The 16150-nt window shown below is 70.4% G+C and carries 12 protein-coding genes; 4 read left to right on the top strand and 8 right to left on the bottom strand.

The genetic code is table 11. The annotated features are described in order from the left end of the window. Nucleotides 1–91: 91 nt before the first annotated feature. Together AB0N06_RS04960 and AB0N06_RS04955 are read right to left on the bottom strand one after the other, a co-directional pair. On the bottom strand, nt 92–2734 hold the full coding sequence (locus AB0N06_RS04960) for a protein kinase (protein WP_366133298.1): 2643 nt from the start codon (nt 2732–2734) through the stop codon (nt 92–94). 167 nt (nt 2735–2901) lie between these two features. Then, entirely contained in the window at nt 2902–4854 is a 1953-nt protein-coding gene (locus tag AB0N06_RS04955) for a serine/threonine-protein kinase (protein ID WP_366133297.1), read from the bottom strand. A gap of 119 nt (nt 4855–4973) precedes the next feature. On the opposite strand from AB0N06_RS04955, the gene AB0N06_RS04950 reads away from it, so the two are divergent. Continuing rightward, on the top strand, nt 4974–6062 hold the full coding sequence (locus AB0N06_RS04950; protein WP_366133296.1) for a serine hydrolase domain-containing protein: 1089 nt from the start codon (nt 4974–4976) through the stop codon (nt 6060–6062). Between the two features lie 36 nt (nt 6063–6098). Here the strand turns inward: AB0N06_RS04950 and AB0N06_RS04945 are convergent, their stop codons facing one another. Further along, nucleotides 6099–7805 (bottom strand): glycerol-3-phosphate dehydrogenase/oxidase, encoded by a 1707-nt coding sequence (locus tag AB0N06_RS04945; protein ID WP_366133295.1) that lies wholly within the window; start codon nt 7803–7805, stop codon nt 6099–6101. A 249-nt stretch (nt 7806–8054) separates the two neighbouring features. Here AB0N06_RS04945 and AB0N06_RS04940 point away from each other — a divergent pair, with 249 nt between their 5' ends. Both AB0N06_RS04940 and AB0N06_RS04935 read left to right on the top strand, forming a co-directional pair. After that, entirely contained in the window at nt 8055–9317 is a 1263-nt protein-coding gene (locus AB0N06_RS04940) for a nucleotide sugar dehydrogenase (RefSeq protein WP_366133294.1), read from the top strand. Nucleotides 9318–9421: 104 nt separating this feature from the next. Beyond that, nucleotides 9422–10000, top strand: coding sequence for a hypothetical protein (locus AB0N06_RS04935; protein WP_366133293.1), 579 nt, complete (start codon nt 9422–9424; stop codon nt 9998–10000). 66 nt (nt 10001–10066) lie between these two features. On the opposite strand, the gene AB0N06_RS04930 is transcribed toward AB0N06_RS04935, so the two are convergent. The 4 genes from AB0N06_RS04930 to AB0N06_RS04915 form a co-directional block, all read right to left on the bottom strand. Beyond that, entirely contained in the window at nt 10067–11191 is a 1125-nt protein-coding gene (locus tag AB0N06_RS04930) for a GuaB3 family IMP dehydrogenase-related protein (RefSeq protein WP_030914322.1), read from the bottom strand. A gap of 104 nt (nt 11192–11295) precedes the next feature. After that, a complete protein-coding gene (gene guaB / locus AB0N06_RS04925) occupies nt 11296–12798 on the bottom strand; it encodes an IMP dehydrogenase (RefSeq protein ID WP_366133292.1) in 1503 nt (500 codons plus the stop codon). A gap of 139 nt (nt 12799–12937) precedes the next feature. Next, nucleotides 12938–13513 (bottom strand): sigma-70 family RNA polymerase sigma factor, encoded by a 576-nt coding sequence (locus AB0N06_RS04920; RefSeq protein WP_366133291.1) that lies wholly within the window; start codon nt 13511–13513, stop codon nt 12938–12940. Nucleotides 13514–13791: 278 nt separating this feature from the next. Then, entirely contained in the window at nt 13792–14403 is a 612-nt protein-coding gene (locus AB0N06_RS04915) for a response regulator transcription factor (protein ID WP_003948568.1), read from the bottom strand. 413 nt (nt 14404–14816) lie between these two features. Here AB0N06_RS04915 and AB0N06_RS04910 point away from each other — a divergent pair, with 413 nt between their 5' ends. Then, nucleotides 14817–15149: a WhiB family transcriptional regulator gene (locus AB0N06_RS04910; protein ID WP_358860549.1), complete on the top strand. Its 333-nt coding sequence runs from the start codon at nt 14817–14819 to the stop codon at nt 15147–15149. A gap of 90 nt (nt 15150–15239) precedes the next feature. Here the strand turns inward: AB0N06_RS04910 and AB0N06_RS04905 are convergent, their stop codons facing one another. After that, a complete protein-coding gene (locus AB0N06_RS04905; protein WP_366133290.1) occupies nt 15240–16130 on the bottom strand; it encodes a LysR family transcriptional regulator in 891 nt (296 codons plus the stop codon). Nucleotides 16131–16150: the final 20 nt, after the last annotated feature.

Raw genomic sequence — 16150 nt, 5'->3', positions numbered from 1 at the left:
ACGGAGGGGGAGTACAACCACGGAACCTCGCACCGCCCAAGAAACCGCACTGTGATGCTTGTCGCGCGGGCGCTCTTGCGGTGACGATGCCTCAGGAGTCCACGCCGTAGGAGGCGATGGCCTGTTCGTAGACGGCGGTCACCTTGTCCCGCTCGTTCTCCGGGCCGATCACCTGGATGACGTGGTAGCGGCCGTCGACGATCATCGCGAGGTTGCGGACGTACACCTCGCGCCCGGTCTCGTCCTGCCAGGTGAACTGGCCTTCCGCCATGGCCTGTCGGCCGACGTCGATTCGGCGCAACCCGGTCGCCGATGACCAGCTGGAGTCCCGGAAGGGCTGCAACTCCCTTTCCTTGTCGCTCTGATAGACGAGCGGGTCGCCGCCGTTCGCCTTCACGGTGTCGCGGCCCGGCACGACCAGCAGGCTGAACCCGTCGCTGCCGTACCTGACCCGCCGGTCGGCGCCACCGGCGCTGCGCTGCCAGCCCTTGAGGACGCCGACCTCGAAGCCCTCGGCGTCCTTGCGCAGGGTGTAACCGGGTGCGAGCGCGACGGCCGAACGGCTGGTCTGCGGCTGCTCCGCACCGGGCGACCGGGACGGTGACGGCGGCTCGGACTGTGCCGGCGGCTTCCCGTCGGAGGAGTCGGGTGAGCCGGTGTCCGAGGCCGCCGCGCTCGAGCCCTTGGAACCGGAGGGGGAGCCCGGCCCGGCGCCGCTGTCCGCCTTGGGCATGAACATCACGGCGTATGCGATGGCGGCGGCCAGGCCCAGCAGGATCAGTACGAGCAGCAGCCGTCCGAGCCGCCGCGGCGCACGTCCTTCGCCCTGCCGGGGGCGGGGCGGAGTGCGCAGCGCCTTGGGGCCCTTGGGCTCGCGGGGCTTCTCGTACCGCTCGGGCCGCTCCCTCGTCTGACGGTGGCGACCGTGCGCGAAGGCGCTGCCCCGGCCGCGGCGCTTGCGGACCAGCTCGCCCCGGCGGCGTACGACGGGCAGCCGGGTGCCGTCGACGGACGGCAGCGGCACGACGTCGAGACCGGCCTCGGGCTCGGGCGCCGACCGCACGAGGGAGCGCAGCCAGCCGCGCAGCTCCTCGAAGTCCGGGCGTTCGGTGGGGTCCTGGCGCAGCAGCGACTCAACGACCGGACGCAGCGGACCGCACTCCTCGGCGAAGGCGGGCGGCTCGCCGCAGACCATCTGGACGAGCTCGGCCGCGTTCTCCTCGGGGTACGGGGCGTGGCCCTGAACAGCGCGGTAGAGCAGGGCGCCGAGCGCCCAGAGATCGGTGGCGGGGCCGATGGGCGGTGCCAGCTGCCAGTTCTCGTGCACCGGTCCGGCCTGCTCGGGCGCCCAGCGCTCGGTGACGGCGCCGACGACGGCGATCCGTGCCTGCCGGGCGCGCTCGGCGGCGAGGGTGGTGGCGGGGCCGCGGTAGGCGGGGGCTCCCTGGTCACCGGCGACGACGTCGTCCCAGCGGCCGGAGGTGGGCTGCTGTCGGTGCTCCTGCTGCTGCGGTGCAAAGTTGCCGTGGCGACGGGCGTCGGCGCGCAGGGCGTCCTCGTTGGAGCCGCCCGCGGGAACAGGGCGCCCGAAGTCGGCGCCGTCGCCCCATGAGCCGATCAGGTGCATCCGCCGGTCGGGCGGCCCCTGGCCACCGTGGCCCCCGTCGCCGCCGTCACGGCCGTACGGGGCGTCGTACTCGTCGTCGTCCTCGTCACCCTCGTCGTCGTACGGGTCCGTCGCGGCGGCGCCCCACCCACCCGTGAGATGCGGGCGGCCGATGTCCGGGGGGCCGGGACGCTGAGCGGGGAGGCTGCCGGTCCGGTCCGCCTCCTCCGGCTCGCCGGTCCCGGCACGTCGCTGGTCCTCGCTGACGCGTGCGGCGGCGCGGGCGCCCGCGCGGTAGGCGGCGATGGCTCCGGCGCGCGCGGCCCGCAGCTGCGCGGAGCCGTCCGCGCCGGGGGCAGCCGCGTCAGAAAGCAGCGGCGACCGTACGGTCTCCAGCTCACCGGCCGGACCGCGCGAGGACGGCAGCTCAACGGGTCCGGGCGGCCCGGCTCGTTCGGCGGGCTCCTCGGGCGGTACATACGGACCGGTCGGGCCCGACTCGAGCGCGGGCCGCCCGTACCCGTTCCCGTCCTCGGGCTGCGGCGTCGGCACATACCCGCACAACGCCTCCTCCGCCGCCCCGGCCGCCAGGCCGGTCAGCATGACGCGTCCGTCGTCGCAGATCAGCACCGTACGGATGGTGATGTTCCGGTGGGTCCAGCCGTGTGCATGCAGCACCCGCAGGGCCGTCAGCACATCGGAGCCGATCTCGGCGGCCCGGTACGGATTCAGCGGCCGCTCGGCAAGCAGCGCGGCCAGCGGACGGGCCGCGACCAGTTCGCTCACGATCCAGAGCGATCCATCCTCGGCGAACACGTCGAAGACCTGGTCGAGCCGGGGATGGTCGGGGACCTGGGCCGCCGCCTGCGCCGCCTCGATGGCGCGCCGGACCGCCGGGTCCGTCGACCGTCGTACGGCCCGCCCCGTCACCCGCCGGGCCGCCGGGACCGGCCGGTCGCCGTCGAGCACCTCGGCGTCCACCACCTCGGGCAGCGGCACCTGCCGGACCAGAACCTCCTGCCCGCTGTAGGTGTCGAACGCCCGGGTCTCGACCAGTTCGTACTCATCGGACGGAGGCAACGGAAGGCGGTAGCGGTCGGCAAGCACCCGACCCGCATAGTCGTCCACGACGCCTCCCCAGAGCGCGCTGTCCCCCGGCCACAGAGACCGCATCAACCGTCAATTGCGGTCACATACTGTGCAATTCACCTACGGTTATGACTGCGTACGGTCCTCGGCCTCTCACCATACGTGGCAAGTGCCGACCGTGCGGCAGGGTCGAGGCAAACCGCCGCTCAGTCCTTGGGCCGGAACGTGGCGAACGCCGTCTCACGCGCGGTCCGGCACGCCTCGTCGTTCCACTCGCTCGCCTTGCAGCTGATCATGATCGAGTAGCCGTGCGTGGCATCGACCTTGAAGCCCCGATTGAGCACGCGGCTCCGCTGCCCGTTCTCATTGCGCTCGAACTGCCAGTCGGCAACGGTCGGATAGCCGTTGAACTCGACGGTCTCGATCCCGAGGTGCCGGTAACCGCTGCTCGTGGACGCGATGTAGCCCTTGGCCGCGTTCCAGGCCGCGGCGGCATCGTCCTTGGGAGAGTTGTTGTAGTCGACCTGGACGCGCGGGTAGCCGCCGTTCACGGCGTAGATCCGGCCGGAGTTGGCGCCCGCGATCTTGTAAGGCGTGAAGTTCTCAGGCATCGCCATCATGAAGTGGAACCGCTTGTCGGTGACCATCTTGTAGCCGTCGGGCAGCGCGCCCGCCTTGCCCGCGTCCGACCCCTTGGACTCGTCCGACCCCTTGCCCGAGTCGTCGTCCTTGTTCTTGCCCTTGCCCTTGCCCTGATCGCCGCTCTGCTCCTGACCCTGGTCCTGGTCCTTTCCGGAGCCGGCGCTCGTGGTAGCCCCCGCCGAGGCCGACGTGCCGCCCTTGCCGGAGCCGCTGCTCCGGTTGTCCGTGTCGTCCCCGCCGAGCGTGAGCGCGAGGACGGTGCCGAGCACGACGACCGCGACGGCGGCCGCGATGATCGCCAGAGTGCGACGGGACACCACGTCCGTGAGGGACGCGCGGACCGGCGTGCTCGACGGGCCTCCCGGGCGCTGCGGCGGTACACCCCCGGAGGCGGAGGCTGCCGCCACCTTGGGCCGGGCCGGAGCCGGGGAATCGGCAGAGGCAGAGGGTGCGGCGGCGGAGACAGGAGCAGTGACAGCCGCACCCGCTCCGGGCGCCGCCTTCGCGTTCCGCGCGGAACGCAGCGCACCGCGCAGCCGGTCCCGGCCGCCCTCCGCCGCCTCGCCGGACGACGCCCCCTTGGTGCGGGGAGCGACGACACTTCCGGGCAGCGCCATGACCTGGGTGGAGTCGGCCGGCGGGGGCACCACGGGGGCCGGCTCGTCGGCGGCGTGGATCACCTCGTTGAGCAGGGCCCTCGCACCCGCGTCGTCGAGCCGCTCCTCCGGATCCCTGGCGAGCAGGCCGTAGATGACCTCCTCCAGCGGGCCCGCGTTCTTCGGCGGGTCGAGCGGCTCGGTCATCACCGCAGTCAGGGTGGCGATCGCCGAACCCTTGTCGTACGGCGGGGAACCCTCGACGCTCGCGTACAGCAGTCCGCCGAGCGACCACAGGTCCGCGGGCGGTCCCGGCTTGTGTCCGCGGGCGCGCTCCGGCGAGATGTACGACGGAGCGCCGACGAGCATGCCCGTCGAGGTGACCGACGGATCGCCCTCGACCTGTGCGATGCCGAAGTCGGTCAGCACGACCCGGCCGTCCTCGGCGATCAGTACGTTGGACGGCTTCACATCGCGGTGCAGGATGCCCTCGCGGTGCGCCGAGCGCAGCACGTCGAGGATGGCGAGGCCGACCTCGGCGGCGCGCTTCGGCGTCAGCACCCCGTCCTCGCGCACCGCCTCGGCGAGCGACTTGCCTTCGATGAGTTCCATCACGATCCACGGCCGGTCGTCCTCGTCGACCACGTCGTAGACCGTCACCGCACCGTTGTTGCGGATCCTGGCAATCGCCTTCGCCTCGCGCAGTGTGCGCGTGATGAGCCGACGCTTCTCGTCCTCGTCGATGGCCGACGGGAACCGCAGCTCCTTGACCGCGACCGTGCGGCCCAGCGTCTCGTCGACAGCACGCCAGACCGTGCCCATACCGCCCCGGCCGAGCACCACCCCGAGCCGGTACCTACCCGCAAGGAGACGTCCATCCGTGTCCCGTTGGGGCTCCCGTGCCTGCTCCGCCTCCGACATGCGTCCCCTCTGCGATCAACCCGCCCTGGCAGAGCGTTCATTGTCCCTCACCCCAGGACCGGTCATGGTGCCGGGTCCGGGGTCCGTCATGATGTGGCCGGAGGAAGGGACTCCCTGCCATGCCGTCACTCAGAGCGCTGCCCGCCACCCTGGTGGTGCTCACGCTGTTCGGCCTCGGAACAACGAGCCTGCCCAGCGAACCACACCTCACGCCCGCAGCCGCGTACCTCCCCCGGCTCGTCGCCGAGGGCGGCGCCCCGGCCGCGGCACTTCTCACCCGGGACACCTCCTCCGTCGGCCACGCCACCTACCGCTCGACCGGTCCCGGCATCCGCTCGGCGGACCGGTTCCGGGCAGGCAGCATCACCAAGTCGTTCGTCGCGACGGTCGTCCTCCAACTCGCCCGGGAGCACAGGCTGCAGCTGTCCGACACCGTCGACAGCCATCTGCCCGGGCTGGTACGCGGTCACGGCAACGACGGCCGCCGCATCACCCTGCGCGCCCTGCTCACCCACACCAGCGGCCTCTACGACTACACCGCGGTCCCGGGCGCGCACCCCGTCTCCGCCATCGCCGCGATCCAAACGGCCGTGGCCCACCGCCCCACGAACACCACCGGCGGTTACTCCTACTCCAACACCAACTACGTCCTGCTCGGCCTGGTTGTTCAACGCGTCACCGGACACAGCTACGCCGCCGAGATCAGATACCGCATCATCAAGCCCCTCCATCTCACCGGCACCTCGCTCCCCGGCGCCCGCACCGGCCTGCCGGCCCCGCACGGGCGCGGCTACTCCCGCGACCCGGCCGACGGCTCCCTCCGCGATGTCACCGTCCTCGATCCGCGCACCGCGGGCGCCGCCGGAGAGCTGATCTCCACGCTCGCCGATCTGAACCGCTTCTACGCGGCCCTGCTGGGCGGCCGCCTGCTGCCGCCCGCCCAGCTGAGCACCCTGCTGAACACCGTTACGGCGCACGGGACCTACGGCATGGGCATCTATCCGCGGAAACTCTCGTGCGGGACGACCGTCTGGGGTCACAACGGCCACATCGCGGGCAGCTACGTCCGTACCGCAGCCACCCGAGACGGCCGACACATCCTGACGTTCCGCATCAACACAGACACCCTGACCGAAGCGACCCTCGAACCGGCGCTCCTCGAAGCCGAGTTCTGCCCCACCGGGCAGAACCGTCATCCCACCTCCTGAAGGGCCGCCGATCGGCTCGGACCGACGATCGGACCGTCAGATCGGCACGATGTCCGGCGCCCCGAGCCGTGCCGCGTCCGCCGTCAGGTCGTCCGGCTGACGCTGCGACTCCCGCTCCGCCTGCACCCGCTTCTCGTAGTGCTCCACCTCCCGCTCGATCTGCCCCTCGTCCCAGCCCAGCACCGGAGCCATCAGCTCCGCGCATATCCGCGCGGAGCGAGTGCCCCGGTCGAAGGTCTCGATGGAGATCCGGGTCCGCCTCGTCAGAACGTCGTCGAGATGACGGGCCCCCTCGTGCGAGGCGGCGTAGACGATCTCGGCCTTCAGGTAGTCGTCCGCCGCCGGCAACGGCTCGCCCAGCGAAGGATCGGCGGCGATCAACTCCAGAATCTCCTCGGTCATCGACCCGAACCGGTTCAGCAAATGCTCCACCCGGGCAACATGCAGCCCCGTGCGGGCCGCGATCCTCGCCCGTGCGTTCCACAGCGCCCGGTAGCCCTCCGCGCCCAGCAGCGGGATGTCCTCCGTGACGCAGTCGGCCACCCGCTGATCGAGGCCGTGCACCGCCTCGTCCACGGCGTCCTTCGCCATCACCCGATACGTCGTGTACTTGCCGCCCGCGACGACGACGAGCCCCGGGGCCGGGTGCGCCACCGTGTGCTCGCGCGACAGCTTGCTGGTCGCGTCCGACTCACCGGCCAGCAGCGGCCGCAGCCCGGCATAGACACCCTCGACGTCATCCCTGGTCAGCGGGGTGGCCAGGACCGAGTTGACGTGCTCGAGGAGGTAGTCGATGTCGGCGCTGGATGCGGCCGGGTGCGCCTTGTCCAGGTCCCAGTCGGTGTCTGTGGTCCCGATGATCCAGTGGCGGCCCCACGGGATCACGAACAGCACGGACTTCTCGGTCCGCAGGATGAGTCCGGTCGAGGAGTGGATGCGGTCCTTCGGGACGACCAGATGGATGCCCTTGGACGCCCGGACGTGGAACTGTCCGCGCTCACCGATCAGCGCCTGGGTGTCGTCCGTCCACACCCCGGTCGCGTTGACCACCTGCTTGGCCCTGACCTCGTACTCCCCACCCGCCTCGACGTCCTCCACCCGCGCGCCGACGACCCGTTCGCCCTCGCGCAGGAAGCCAATCACCCGGGCCCGGTTCGCCACCTTCGCGCCGTATCCGGCGGCCGTGCGCACCAGCGCCGCCACGTAGCGGGCGTCGTCCATCTGGGCGTCGTAGTACTGCAACGCCCCGACCAGCGCGTCCTTCCTCAGCGCGGGCGCGACCCGCAGAGCCCGGCGGCGGGAGAGGTGCCGGTGCACAGGCAGCCCTCGGCCGTGTCCCGACGACACCGACATCGCGTCGTACAGCGCAACGCCCGAACCGGCGTAGAACCGCTCCCAGCCCTTGTGCCGCAACGGATAGAGGAACGGCACCGGCTTCACCAGATGCGGGGCCAGCCGCTCCAGCAGCAGCCCGCGCTCCTTCAGCGCCTCCCGCACGAGCGCGAAGTCGAGCATCTCCAGATAGCGCAGCCCCCCATGGATCAGCTTGCTCGATCTGCTCGACGTGCCGGACGCCCAGTCGCGCGCCTCGACCAGTCCGGTCGAGAGCCCTCGTGTCGCCGCATCCAGCGCCGTTCCGGCGCCGACCACGCCCGCCCCCACGACCAGCACGTCCAGTTCGCGCTCGGCCATCACGGCGAGCGCCTCGGCGCGCTCCGCGGGTCCCAGTGTCGCTGTCCTCACCGCTGCCTCCCGGTAGATCGGGGTGGGTCCGGCACGGGGCTGAGGTCCGACCGGGGGGTCGGGCGCCCGTGGCCACCTCTCGATTCTGTCCGTGGTCCACGACTTCAGCCACCGCCTGTGGACAACACCCGGACGACGAGCCTCTCGCAATGCGACATATAGGTCATATTTACGCCTAGTCTGACATTGCGCTGTCCTCAGCGGTTGCGCTTTCTGCTCTCATGGTCTTAGGGAAGGACGGCCACTTCTATGCCCGCAGACCTCGCCGTCATCGGACTCGGTCATCTCGGCCTGCCTCTCGCCCAAGCCGCCGTCGCCGCCGGTATCCGCACCGTCGGCTACGACACCGACCCACACCCGTTCGCCGAGCTCTCCGCCGGCCGCACCCCCGTCGAAGGCGCCCTCACCGCCTCGGAGATCCGCAGGATGCTCTCGAGGGGCTTCCGGCCCACCACCGACCCGGCCGAGCTGGGCCGGGTCCGTACCGCCGTGATCTGCGCGCCCACCCCTCTCGGCGCCGACCGCACCATCGACCTCACCGCCGTCGCCGACGCCACCCGCGCCCTCGCCGCCGGCCTCCGCCCGCACACCACGGTCCTGCTGGAATCGGCCGTGCCCCCCGGCACCACCGAGAGTTTCGTTCGCCCCCTCCTCGAAGAGGGCTCAGGACTGCGCGCCGGACGCGACTTCCACCTCGCCTGCTCCCCCAGCCGTCTCGACCCGGGCAACCGCGCCCACGTCTACGCCAACACCCCCAAGGTCATCGGCGGCCTCACTCCCGCCTGCACCGAATCGGCCGCCGCGTTCTACGGCCGGCTCACCGACAAGGTCGTACGCGCCCGCGGGCCGCGCGAGGCCGAGATGACGAAGGTTCTGGAGACCAACTTCCGGCACGTCAACATCGCCCTGGTGAACGAGATGGCGGTGCTCTGCCACGACCTCGGTGTCGACCTCTGGGACGTCATCCGGTGCGCCGAGACCAAGCCGTTCGGCTTCGAGCCGTTCCGTCCGGGCCCCGGCGTCGGAGGCCACTGCGCCCCGGTCGACCCGGGCTACCTCCCGTACAGCAGCCGCACCCCCGGCCACCCGCTGCGGATGGTCTCGCTCGCCCAGGAGATCAACGACCGGATGCCGAGTTACGTGATCCAGCGCTGCGCCACCCTGCTGAACGAACACGGCAAGTCGGTCCGCGGCGCCAGGGTCCTGCTCCTCGGCGTCACCTACAAGCCGGACCTCGCCGACCAGGAGGCGTCCCCCGCCCGGGAGATCGCGACGCGACTGATGGACATGGGCGCGCAGATCGGCTATCACGACCCGCACGTCCTGGACTGGCGCGTACGCGAACTGCCTGTCCCGCGCGCCGACTCGCTGTACGAGGCGGCGGCGAGCGCGGACCTGACGCTGCTGCTGCAGCACCACCGTACGTACGACCTCCAGGGCCTCGCCGTGAAGGCCCAGCTCCTTCTGGACACCCGCGGCGCCACCCCGGCCGGAGCCGCACACCGGTTGTGAGCGCGGCTCCCCCAAGGATTTCAGTGGGCGATGTCACAGGCGGCTGCTAGCCTGCGGCGTCACTTCTCGCACAGTCGTGCGCTCCGTCCCAGGGGGATACCACCATGAGTCAGCCCGTGCCGCCGCCGAATCAGTCGCAGCAGCCCTACGACGCCCAGCCCGGCGGCAACCCGTACGCCGGTCAGCAGCCGGGTCAGCCCGGCGTCCCGACCGGCAACCCGTTCGCGGGTCAGCAGCCCGGCCAGTTCGGCGGCGCGCCGTTCGCACCGGCCGCTCCCGCCCGCAACAACATCGCTCTGGGTGCGGTCACCGCCGTGATCACGGCAATCGTCACGGCGGTGCTCTACGGCGTCATCGCCGGTGCGATCGAGCGCGAGGTCAGCTACATCGCCATCGGTGTCGGCTTCCTGATCGGCTTCGCCGCGGGCAAGGTCGGCGGCAGCAACCCGGTCCTGCCGATCGTCAGCGCCGTCCTGTCGCCCGGTGCGGTCTACCTCGGCCAGCTCATCGGCATGGCCGTGATCGTGTCCGACAAGTTCAGCGTCTCGTTCACGGACGTCTTCTTCGACAAGTTCGGTCCGCTGACCGACGCCTGGAGCGAGGCCGCGGGCTTCAAGACGTACCTGTTCATCGCCATCGCCGCCGTCGCCGCCTATGGCGGTGCCAAGAAGGCGAGCGACTGACCGCACGCATACGGGAGGGCCCGGACCGCACGAGCGGTCCGGGCCCTCCCGTATGTCCGGGAACAATCAGCGGCGGTGCTGCGAGTCCGCCACCGTCACCTCGACGCGCTGGAATTCCTTGAGGTCGCTGTATCCCGTCGTCGCCATCGCCCGGCGCAGCGCACCGAAGATGTTCATCGAACCGTCGGGGGTGTGCGAGGGGCCGGTGAGGACCTCCTCCGTCGTGCCGACGGAGCCCAGGTCGACCAGCTTGCCACGCGGCACGTCCTCGTGGACGGCCTCCATGCCCCAGTGCCGGCCGCGGCCGGGCGCGTCCGTCGCGCGGGCCAGCGGGGAGCCCATCATCACGGCGTCCGCACCGCAGGCGATGGCCTTCGGCAGGTCGCCGGACCAGCCGACGCCGCCGTCCGCGATCACGTGCACGTACCGGCCGCCGGACTCGTCCATGTAGTCGCGGCGGGCCCCGGCCACATCGGCGACCGCGGTCGCCATCGGGACCTGGATGCCGAAGACGTTGCGCGTGGTGTGCGCGGCGCCGCCGCCGAAGCCGACGAGGACACCGGCCGCGCCGGTCCGCATCAGGTGCAGGGCCGCGGTGTACGTGGCACAGCCGCCGACGATGACCGGGACGTCCAGCTCGTAAATGAACTGCTTGAGGTTGAGCGGCTCGGCCGCGCCCGAGACGTGCTCGGCGGAGACCGTCGTACCGCGGATGACGAAGATGTCCACACCTGCGTCGACGACGGCCTTGGAGAACTGCGCGGTGCGCTGCGGCGAGAGCGCGGCGGCGGTGACGACACCGGAGTCGCGCACCTCCTTGATGCGCTGCCCGATCAGCTCCTCCTGGATCGGGGCCGCGTAGATCTCCTGGAGGCGGCGGGTCGCCGACTCCACGGGCATCTCGGCGATCTCGTCGAGGAGCGGCTGCGGGTCGGCATGCCGGGTCCACAGGCCCTCGAGGTTGAGGACACCGAGGCCGCCCAGCTCGCCGATCCTGATCGCGGTCTGCGGGGAGACCACGGAGTCCATGGGTGCGGCCAGGAACGGCAGCTCGAACCGGTAGGCGTCGATCTGCCAGGCGATCGAGACCTCCTTCGGGTCGCGGGTACGACGACTCGGAACGACGGCGATGTCGTCGAATGCGTACGCCCTGCGGCCGCGCTTGCCGCGCCCGATCTCGATCTCAGTCACGATGGTGTGGCCTTTCCCTCTACGTCTGCGTTCCCAGTATCCCCGACACACGGCTGAGGGGCGGTCCCGGTGCGCCCGGACCGCCCCTCACCTGTGGTGATGCGTTACTTCCTGCTGTAGTTCGGCGCCTCGACCGTCATCTGGATGTCGTGCGGGTGGCTCTCCTTGAGCCCCGCCGAGGTGATCCGTACGAACCGGCCGTTGGCCTGGAGCTCCGGGACGGTGCGGCCGCCGACGTAGAACATCGACTGGCGCAGACCGCCGGTGAGCTGGTGGACGACCGCGGAGAGCGGGCCGCGGTACGGGACCTGACCCTCGATGCCCTCGGGGACGAGCTTCTCGTCGGAGGCGACGCCCTCCTGGAAGTAGCGGTCCTTGGAGAACGACTTGCGGTCGCCACGGGACTGCATCGCGGCAAGCGAACCCATGCCGCGATACGACTTGAACTGCTTGCCGTTGATGAAGAGCAGCTCGCCCGGGGACTCCTCGCAGCCCGCGAGCAGCGAGCCGAGCATCACGGTGTCCGCACCGGCCACGAGAGCCTTGGCGATGTCGCCGGAGTACTGCAGGCCGCCGTCGCCGATGACCGGGACACCGGCCGCCTTGGCGGCGAGCGAGGCCTCGTAGATCGCCGTGACCTGCGGCACACCGATACCGGCGACCACGCGGGTGGTGCAGATGGAACCGGGGCCGACGCCGACCTTGATGCCGTCCACGCCCGCGTCGATCAGCGCCTGGGCGCCGTCACGGGTGGCGACGTTGCCGCCGATGACATCGACCGAGGAGTTCGACTTGATCTTGGCGACCATGTCGGAGACGAGGCGGGAGTGGCCGTGCGCGGTGTCGACGACGATGAAGTCGACGCCCGCCTCGATGAGCGCCTGGGCCCGCTCGTACGCGTCGCCCGCGACACCGACGGCGGCGCCGACCAGCAGTCGGCCGTCCTTGTCCTTGGCGGCGTTCGGGTACTGCTCGGCCTTGACGAAGTCCTTGACGGTGATGAGGCCCTTGAGGACCCCGGCGTCGTCGACCAGCGGAAGCTTCTCGATCTTGTGGCGGCGCAGCAGCTCCATGGCGTCCACGCCCGAGATGCCGACCTTGCCGGTGACGAGCGGCATCGGCGTCATGACCTCGCGCACCTGGCGCGAACGGTCGGACTCGAAGGCCATGTCGCGGTTGGTGACGATGCCGAGCAGCTTGCCCGCGGCGTCGGTGACCGGCACGCCGCTGATGCGGAACTTGGCGCACAGCTCGTCGGCGTCACGCAGGGTCGCGTCCGGGTGCACCGTGATCGGGTCGGTGACCATCCCGGACTCGGAGCGCTTCACCAGGTCGACCTGGTTGGCCTGGTCGGCGATGGAGAGATTGCGGTGCAGTACACCGGCGCCGCCCTGCCGGGCCATGGCGATCGCCATGCGGGCTTCGGTGACCTTGTCCATCGCTGCGGAGAGCAGCGGGATGTTCACCCGTACGTTCTTGGAGATGTACGAGGAGGTGTCGATCTGATCGGGCGCCATGTCGGACGCGCCGGGCAGCAGCAGCACGTCGTCGTATGTCAGCCCGAGCGTCGCGAATTTCTCGGGCACTCCGTCGACGTTTGCAGTCATGACACCTTCCCCAAATGGCCTTGATCGGTGCGGATGTCCATGCTAACGGCCTCCGGGGGTGTCTCATTCCACGATCAAGATCACCTAGAGGTTCTGTAGCTTCGTACGGAACCTGCGTACAAGGACATCCGACGCCGCTCTACTGCTCGGCGAGGGCGCGCAGCCTGCTCAGTGCGCGGTGCTGAGCAACCCGGACCGCACCCGGCGACATGCCGAGCATCTGTCCGGTCTCCTCGGCGGTCAGACCGACCGCGACCCGGAGAACCAGCAGCTCACGCTGGTTCTCCGGAAGATTGGCGAGGAGTTTCTTGGCCCAGGCCGCGTCGCTGCTGAGCAGCGCACGCTCCTCGGGCCCGAGTGAATCGTCCGGCCGCTCCGGCATCTCGTCGGAGGGCACGGCGGTCGACCCCGGGTGCCGCATCGCGGCCCGCTGGAGATCGGCAACCTTGTGGCCGGCGATGGCGAAGACAAAAGCCTCGAAGGGCCTGCCGGTGTCCTTGTAGCGCGGCAACGCCATCAGTACCGCGACACAGACCTCCTGCGCCAGGTCCTCCACGAAGTGGCGAGCATCACCGGGCAACCGGTTCAGCCTGGACCTGCAATAGCGCAGCGCGAGGGGATGGACATGGGCCAGCAGGTCATGGGTGGCCTGGGCGTCTCCGTCGACGGCGCGCTGCACCAGAGCACCGATCACCGTCGTCTCGTCGTCGCGCATCGGACCATGGTGCCTCGACGCCGCTTCATCCGCGGCACCGCGTCCGCAGTTGTGCACCGAAGCGTTATGAGCGGGTGCGCCGGAAGTCATGTCCTGCGCCCTCCCCTTCCGCTCGACCGAATCGTTCCCGAGGAACTCCACATCTCAAGGATGCGTCATCGGCCGGGAAGCGTCACATACCGCGGCCGCCGAGCAGCCGATCGACGTCCTGCCGCCCCGTCACCCCGTCCGCCGAAGTGCGGACGGGGAAGCGGCCGGCTACCGGTCATGGCCGGTCATCAGCGGACCAGGCCCCAGCGGAAGCCGAGTGCGACGGCGTGCGCCCGGTCCGAGGCGCCGAGCTTCTTGAACAGCCGCCTGGCGTGCGTCTTCACCGTGTCCTCGGAGAGAAAGAGCTCGCGCCCGATCTCCGCGTTGGAACGGCCATGGCTCATCCCTTCGAGCACCTGGATCTCACGCGCGGTGAGCGTGGGCGCCGCACCCATCTCGGCGGACCGCAGCCGACGCGGGGCGAGCCGCCACGTCGGATCGGCCAGCGCCTGGGTGACGGTCGCCCGCAGCTCCGCGCGGGAGGCGTCCTTGTGCAGATATCCGCGGGCACCGGCGGCGACCGCGAGCGCGACACCGTCCAGGTCCTCCGCGACGGTCAGCATGATGATCCGGGCCCCGGGGTCGGCGGAGAGCAGCCGCCGGACCGTCTCCACACCTCCCAGGCCGGGCATGCGTACGTCCATCAGAATCAGATCCGAACGGTCGGCTCCCCAGCGGCGGAGAACTTCCTCGCCGTTGGCCGCCGTCGTCACACGCTCGACGCCGGGCACGGTCGCGACCGCGCGACGGAGCGCCTCTCGGGCAAGCGGGGAGTCGTCGCAGACGAGGACGGATGTCATGGCCGTCCTCCGCAGCTGATGCGCGTCACCTTGAGCCTCCAGGCTGTTACAAGTCGTCACCTGTGCGATTGACGCTCTCGGACATCTGCCCGATCGCTTTTTCTGCCAACCGCCTCCGCACTCTCAACGATGGTCACTCGAAAGAGTTACGGGCCCGCAGGGCGGGTTCGGCACTCTACGTGAGGGGCCGTGCACAGAGGAGAGCGGCGCGGATCGTCAAGCCGTCAACCGAACTTCACTTGAACGTATGCCCCATTTAGTCACTTTTCTTCCCTTTTGCTGGTGTCTGTGGCTAGATTCGCAATCAGTCATATTTACATCTACTAGCACCGTAGATGTACGGTCATGGGCACCGGTCCAACGACGAACGACAACGACGTTTCCGACCCACCAAGGTTTCGAGGAGACAAGCAATGGCAGATTTCTCCCGCCTTCCCGGACCCAACGCCGATCTGTGGGACTGGCAACTGCTGGCGGCCTGCCGTGGGGTCGACAGCTCGCTGTTCTTCCATCCGGAGGGTGAGCGCGGAGCGGCACGGAGCGCCCGCGAAAACTCGGCGAAAGAGGTCTGCATGCGATGCCCGGTACGGGCCGAGTGTGCGGCGCACGCCCTGGCAGTGCGCGAGCCCTACGGAGTGTGGGGCGGACTGACCGAGGACGAGCGTGAGGAGCTCATGGGACGGGCCCGCAACCGGCTGATCGCGGCGGCACCTACAGGGATGGCCGCCCCGTCCGGACACGGCTGATCGATCCTTCCGCGCCTTGCAAAACAACGGAAGAAACGTTCCTGCACCGCATGCCTGCGGGGCGGGCCAGTGGCATGCCCCGGACCCGGCCTAGCGGGCGGCCGCCAGGGACAGCTGGTCCAGGGTGGCTGCCACCGCGGGAACGTGGGCCAGGTCGGGAAGAGTCAGCGCGACGATCTCGCGTTCGATCGCCGGCTCCACCGTCACCGTACGGGCCCCCTTGGGACGTACCGACTCGATCGCCAGCTCCGGCAGTACGGCCACTCCCAGACCGGCGCCGACCAGGCCGATCACCGCGGGGTAGTCGTCGGTGGCGAAGTCGATCCGGGGAATGAAGCCGGACTTCTCGCAGACCTCCACCAGCTGTCGACGGCAGCGCGGGCAGCCCGCGATCCAGGACTCGTCGGCCAGTTCACCGATCCCCACCGCGTCCGCGCCGGCCAGCCGGTGCCCGTCGGGAACCAGGCCGATCAGCCGGTCGGTGAGCAGGGGGCGCACGACCAGGTCCTCCCACTCGCCGCCCGAGGCGCCGTAGCGGAACGCCAGAGCGATGTCGCAGTCCCCCTCCCTGAGCATCTCGACCGAGCGCGGCGGCTCCGCGTCGACCAGGGAGACCCTCGTCCCCGGGTGGGCGGCGCGCAGGGCGGCCAGTGCCCCGGGAACCAGAGTGGAACTGCCGCTGGGGAACGAGACGAGCCGGACCCGGCCGGCCCGCAGCCCGGCGATCGCGGCGACCTCCTCCTCGGCGGCGGTCAGCCCGGCGAGGATGCCGGACGCGTGACGTGCCAGCGCCTCACCCGCCTGGGTGAGCCGCATCTCGCGGCCTGTCCGGATCAGTAGCGTGGTGCCGGCCGAGGACTCCAGAGCCTTCATCTGCTGGCTGACCGCGGGCTGGGTGCAGCCCAGTTCGCGCGCGGCGGCGGAGAACGAGCCGGTGGCGGCCACGGCGCGCAGGACACGGAGATGACGGGCTTCGATCACTCTTCAACCATAAGGGCAGC

The organism is Streptomyces sp. NPDC051020, from assembly GCF_040683105.1.
Lineage (GTDB): Bacteria > Actinomycetota > Actinomycetes > Streptomycetales > Streptomycetaceae > Streptomyces.
This window is presented reverse-complemented; position numbering and strand designations above follow the sequence as displayed.

Excerpts from the sequence above, each read along its gene's own strand:
- AB0N06_RS04920 (WP_366133291.1), bottom strand. The coding sequence starts at position 13,513 with ATGCGCGACGACGAGACGACGGTGATCGGTGCTCTGGTGCAGCGCGCC.
- AB0N06_RS04940 (WP_366133294.1), top strand. The coding sequence starts at position 8,055 with ATGCCCGCAGACCTCGCCGTCATCGGACTCGGTCATCTCGGCCTGCCT.
- AB0N06_RS04935 (WP_366133293.1), top strand. The coding sequence starts at position 9,422 with ATGAGTCAGCCCGTGCCGCCGCCGAATCAGTCGCAGCAGCCCTACGAC.
- guaB (WP_366133292.1), bottom strand. The coding sequence starts at position 12,798 with ATGACTGCAAACGTCGACGGAGTGCCCGAGAAATTCGCGACGCTCGGG.
- AB0N06_RS04955 (WP_366133297.1), bottom strand. The coding sequence starts at position 4,854 with ATGTCGGAGGCGGAGCAGGCACGGGAGCCCCAACGGGACACGGATGGA.
- AB0N06_RS04950 (WP_366133296.1), top strand. The coding sequence starts at position 4,974 with ATGCCGTCACTCAGAGCGCTGCCCGCCACCCTGGTGGTGCTCACGCTG.
- AB0N06_RS04910 (WP_358860549.1), top strand. The coding sequence starts at position 14,817 with ATGGCAGATTTCTCCCGCCTTCCCGGACCCAACGCCGATCTGTGGGAC.
- AB0N06_RS04915 (WP_003948568.1), bottom strand. The coding sequence starts at position 14,403 with ATGACATCCGTCCTCGTCTGCGACGACTCCCCGCTTGCCCGAGAGGCG.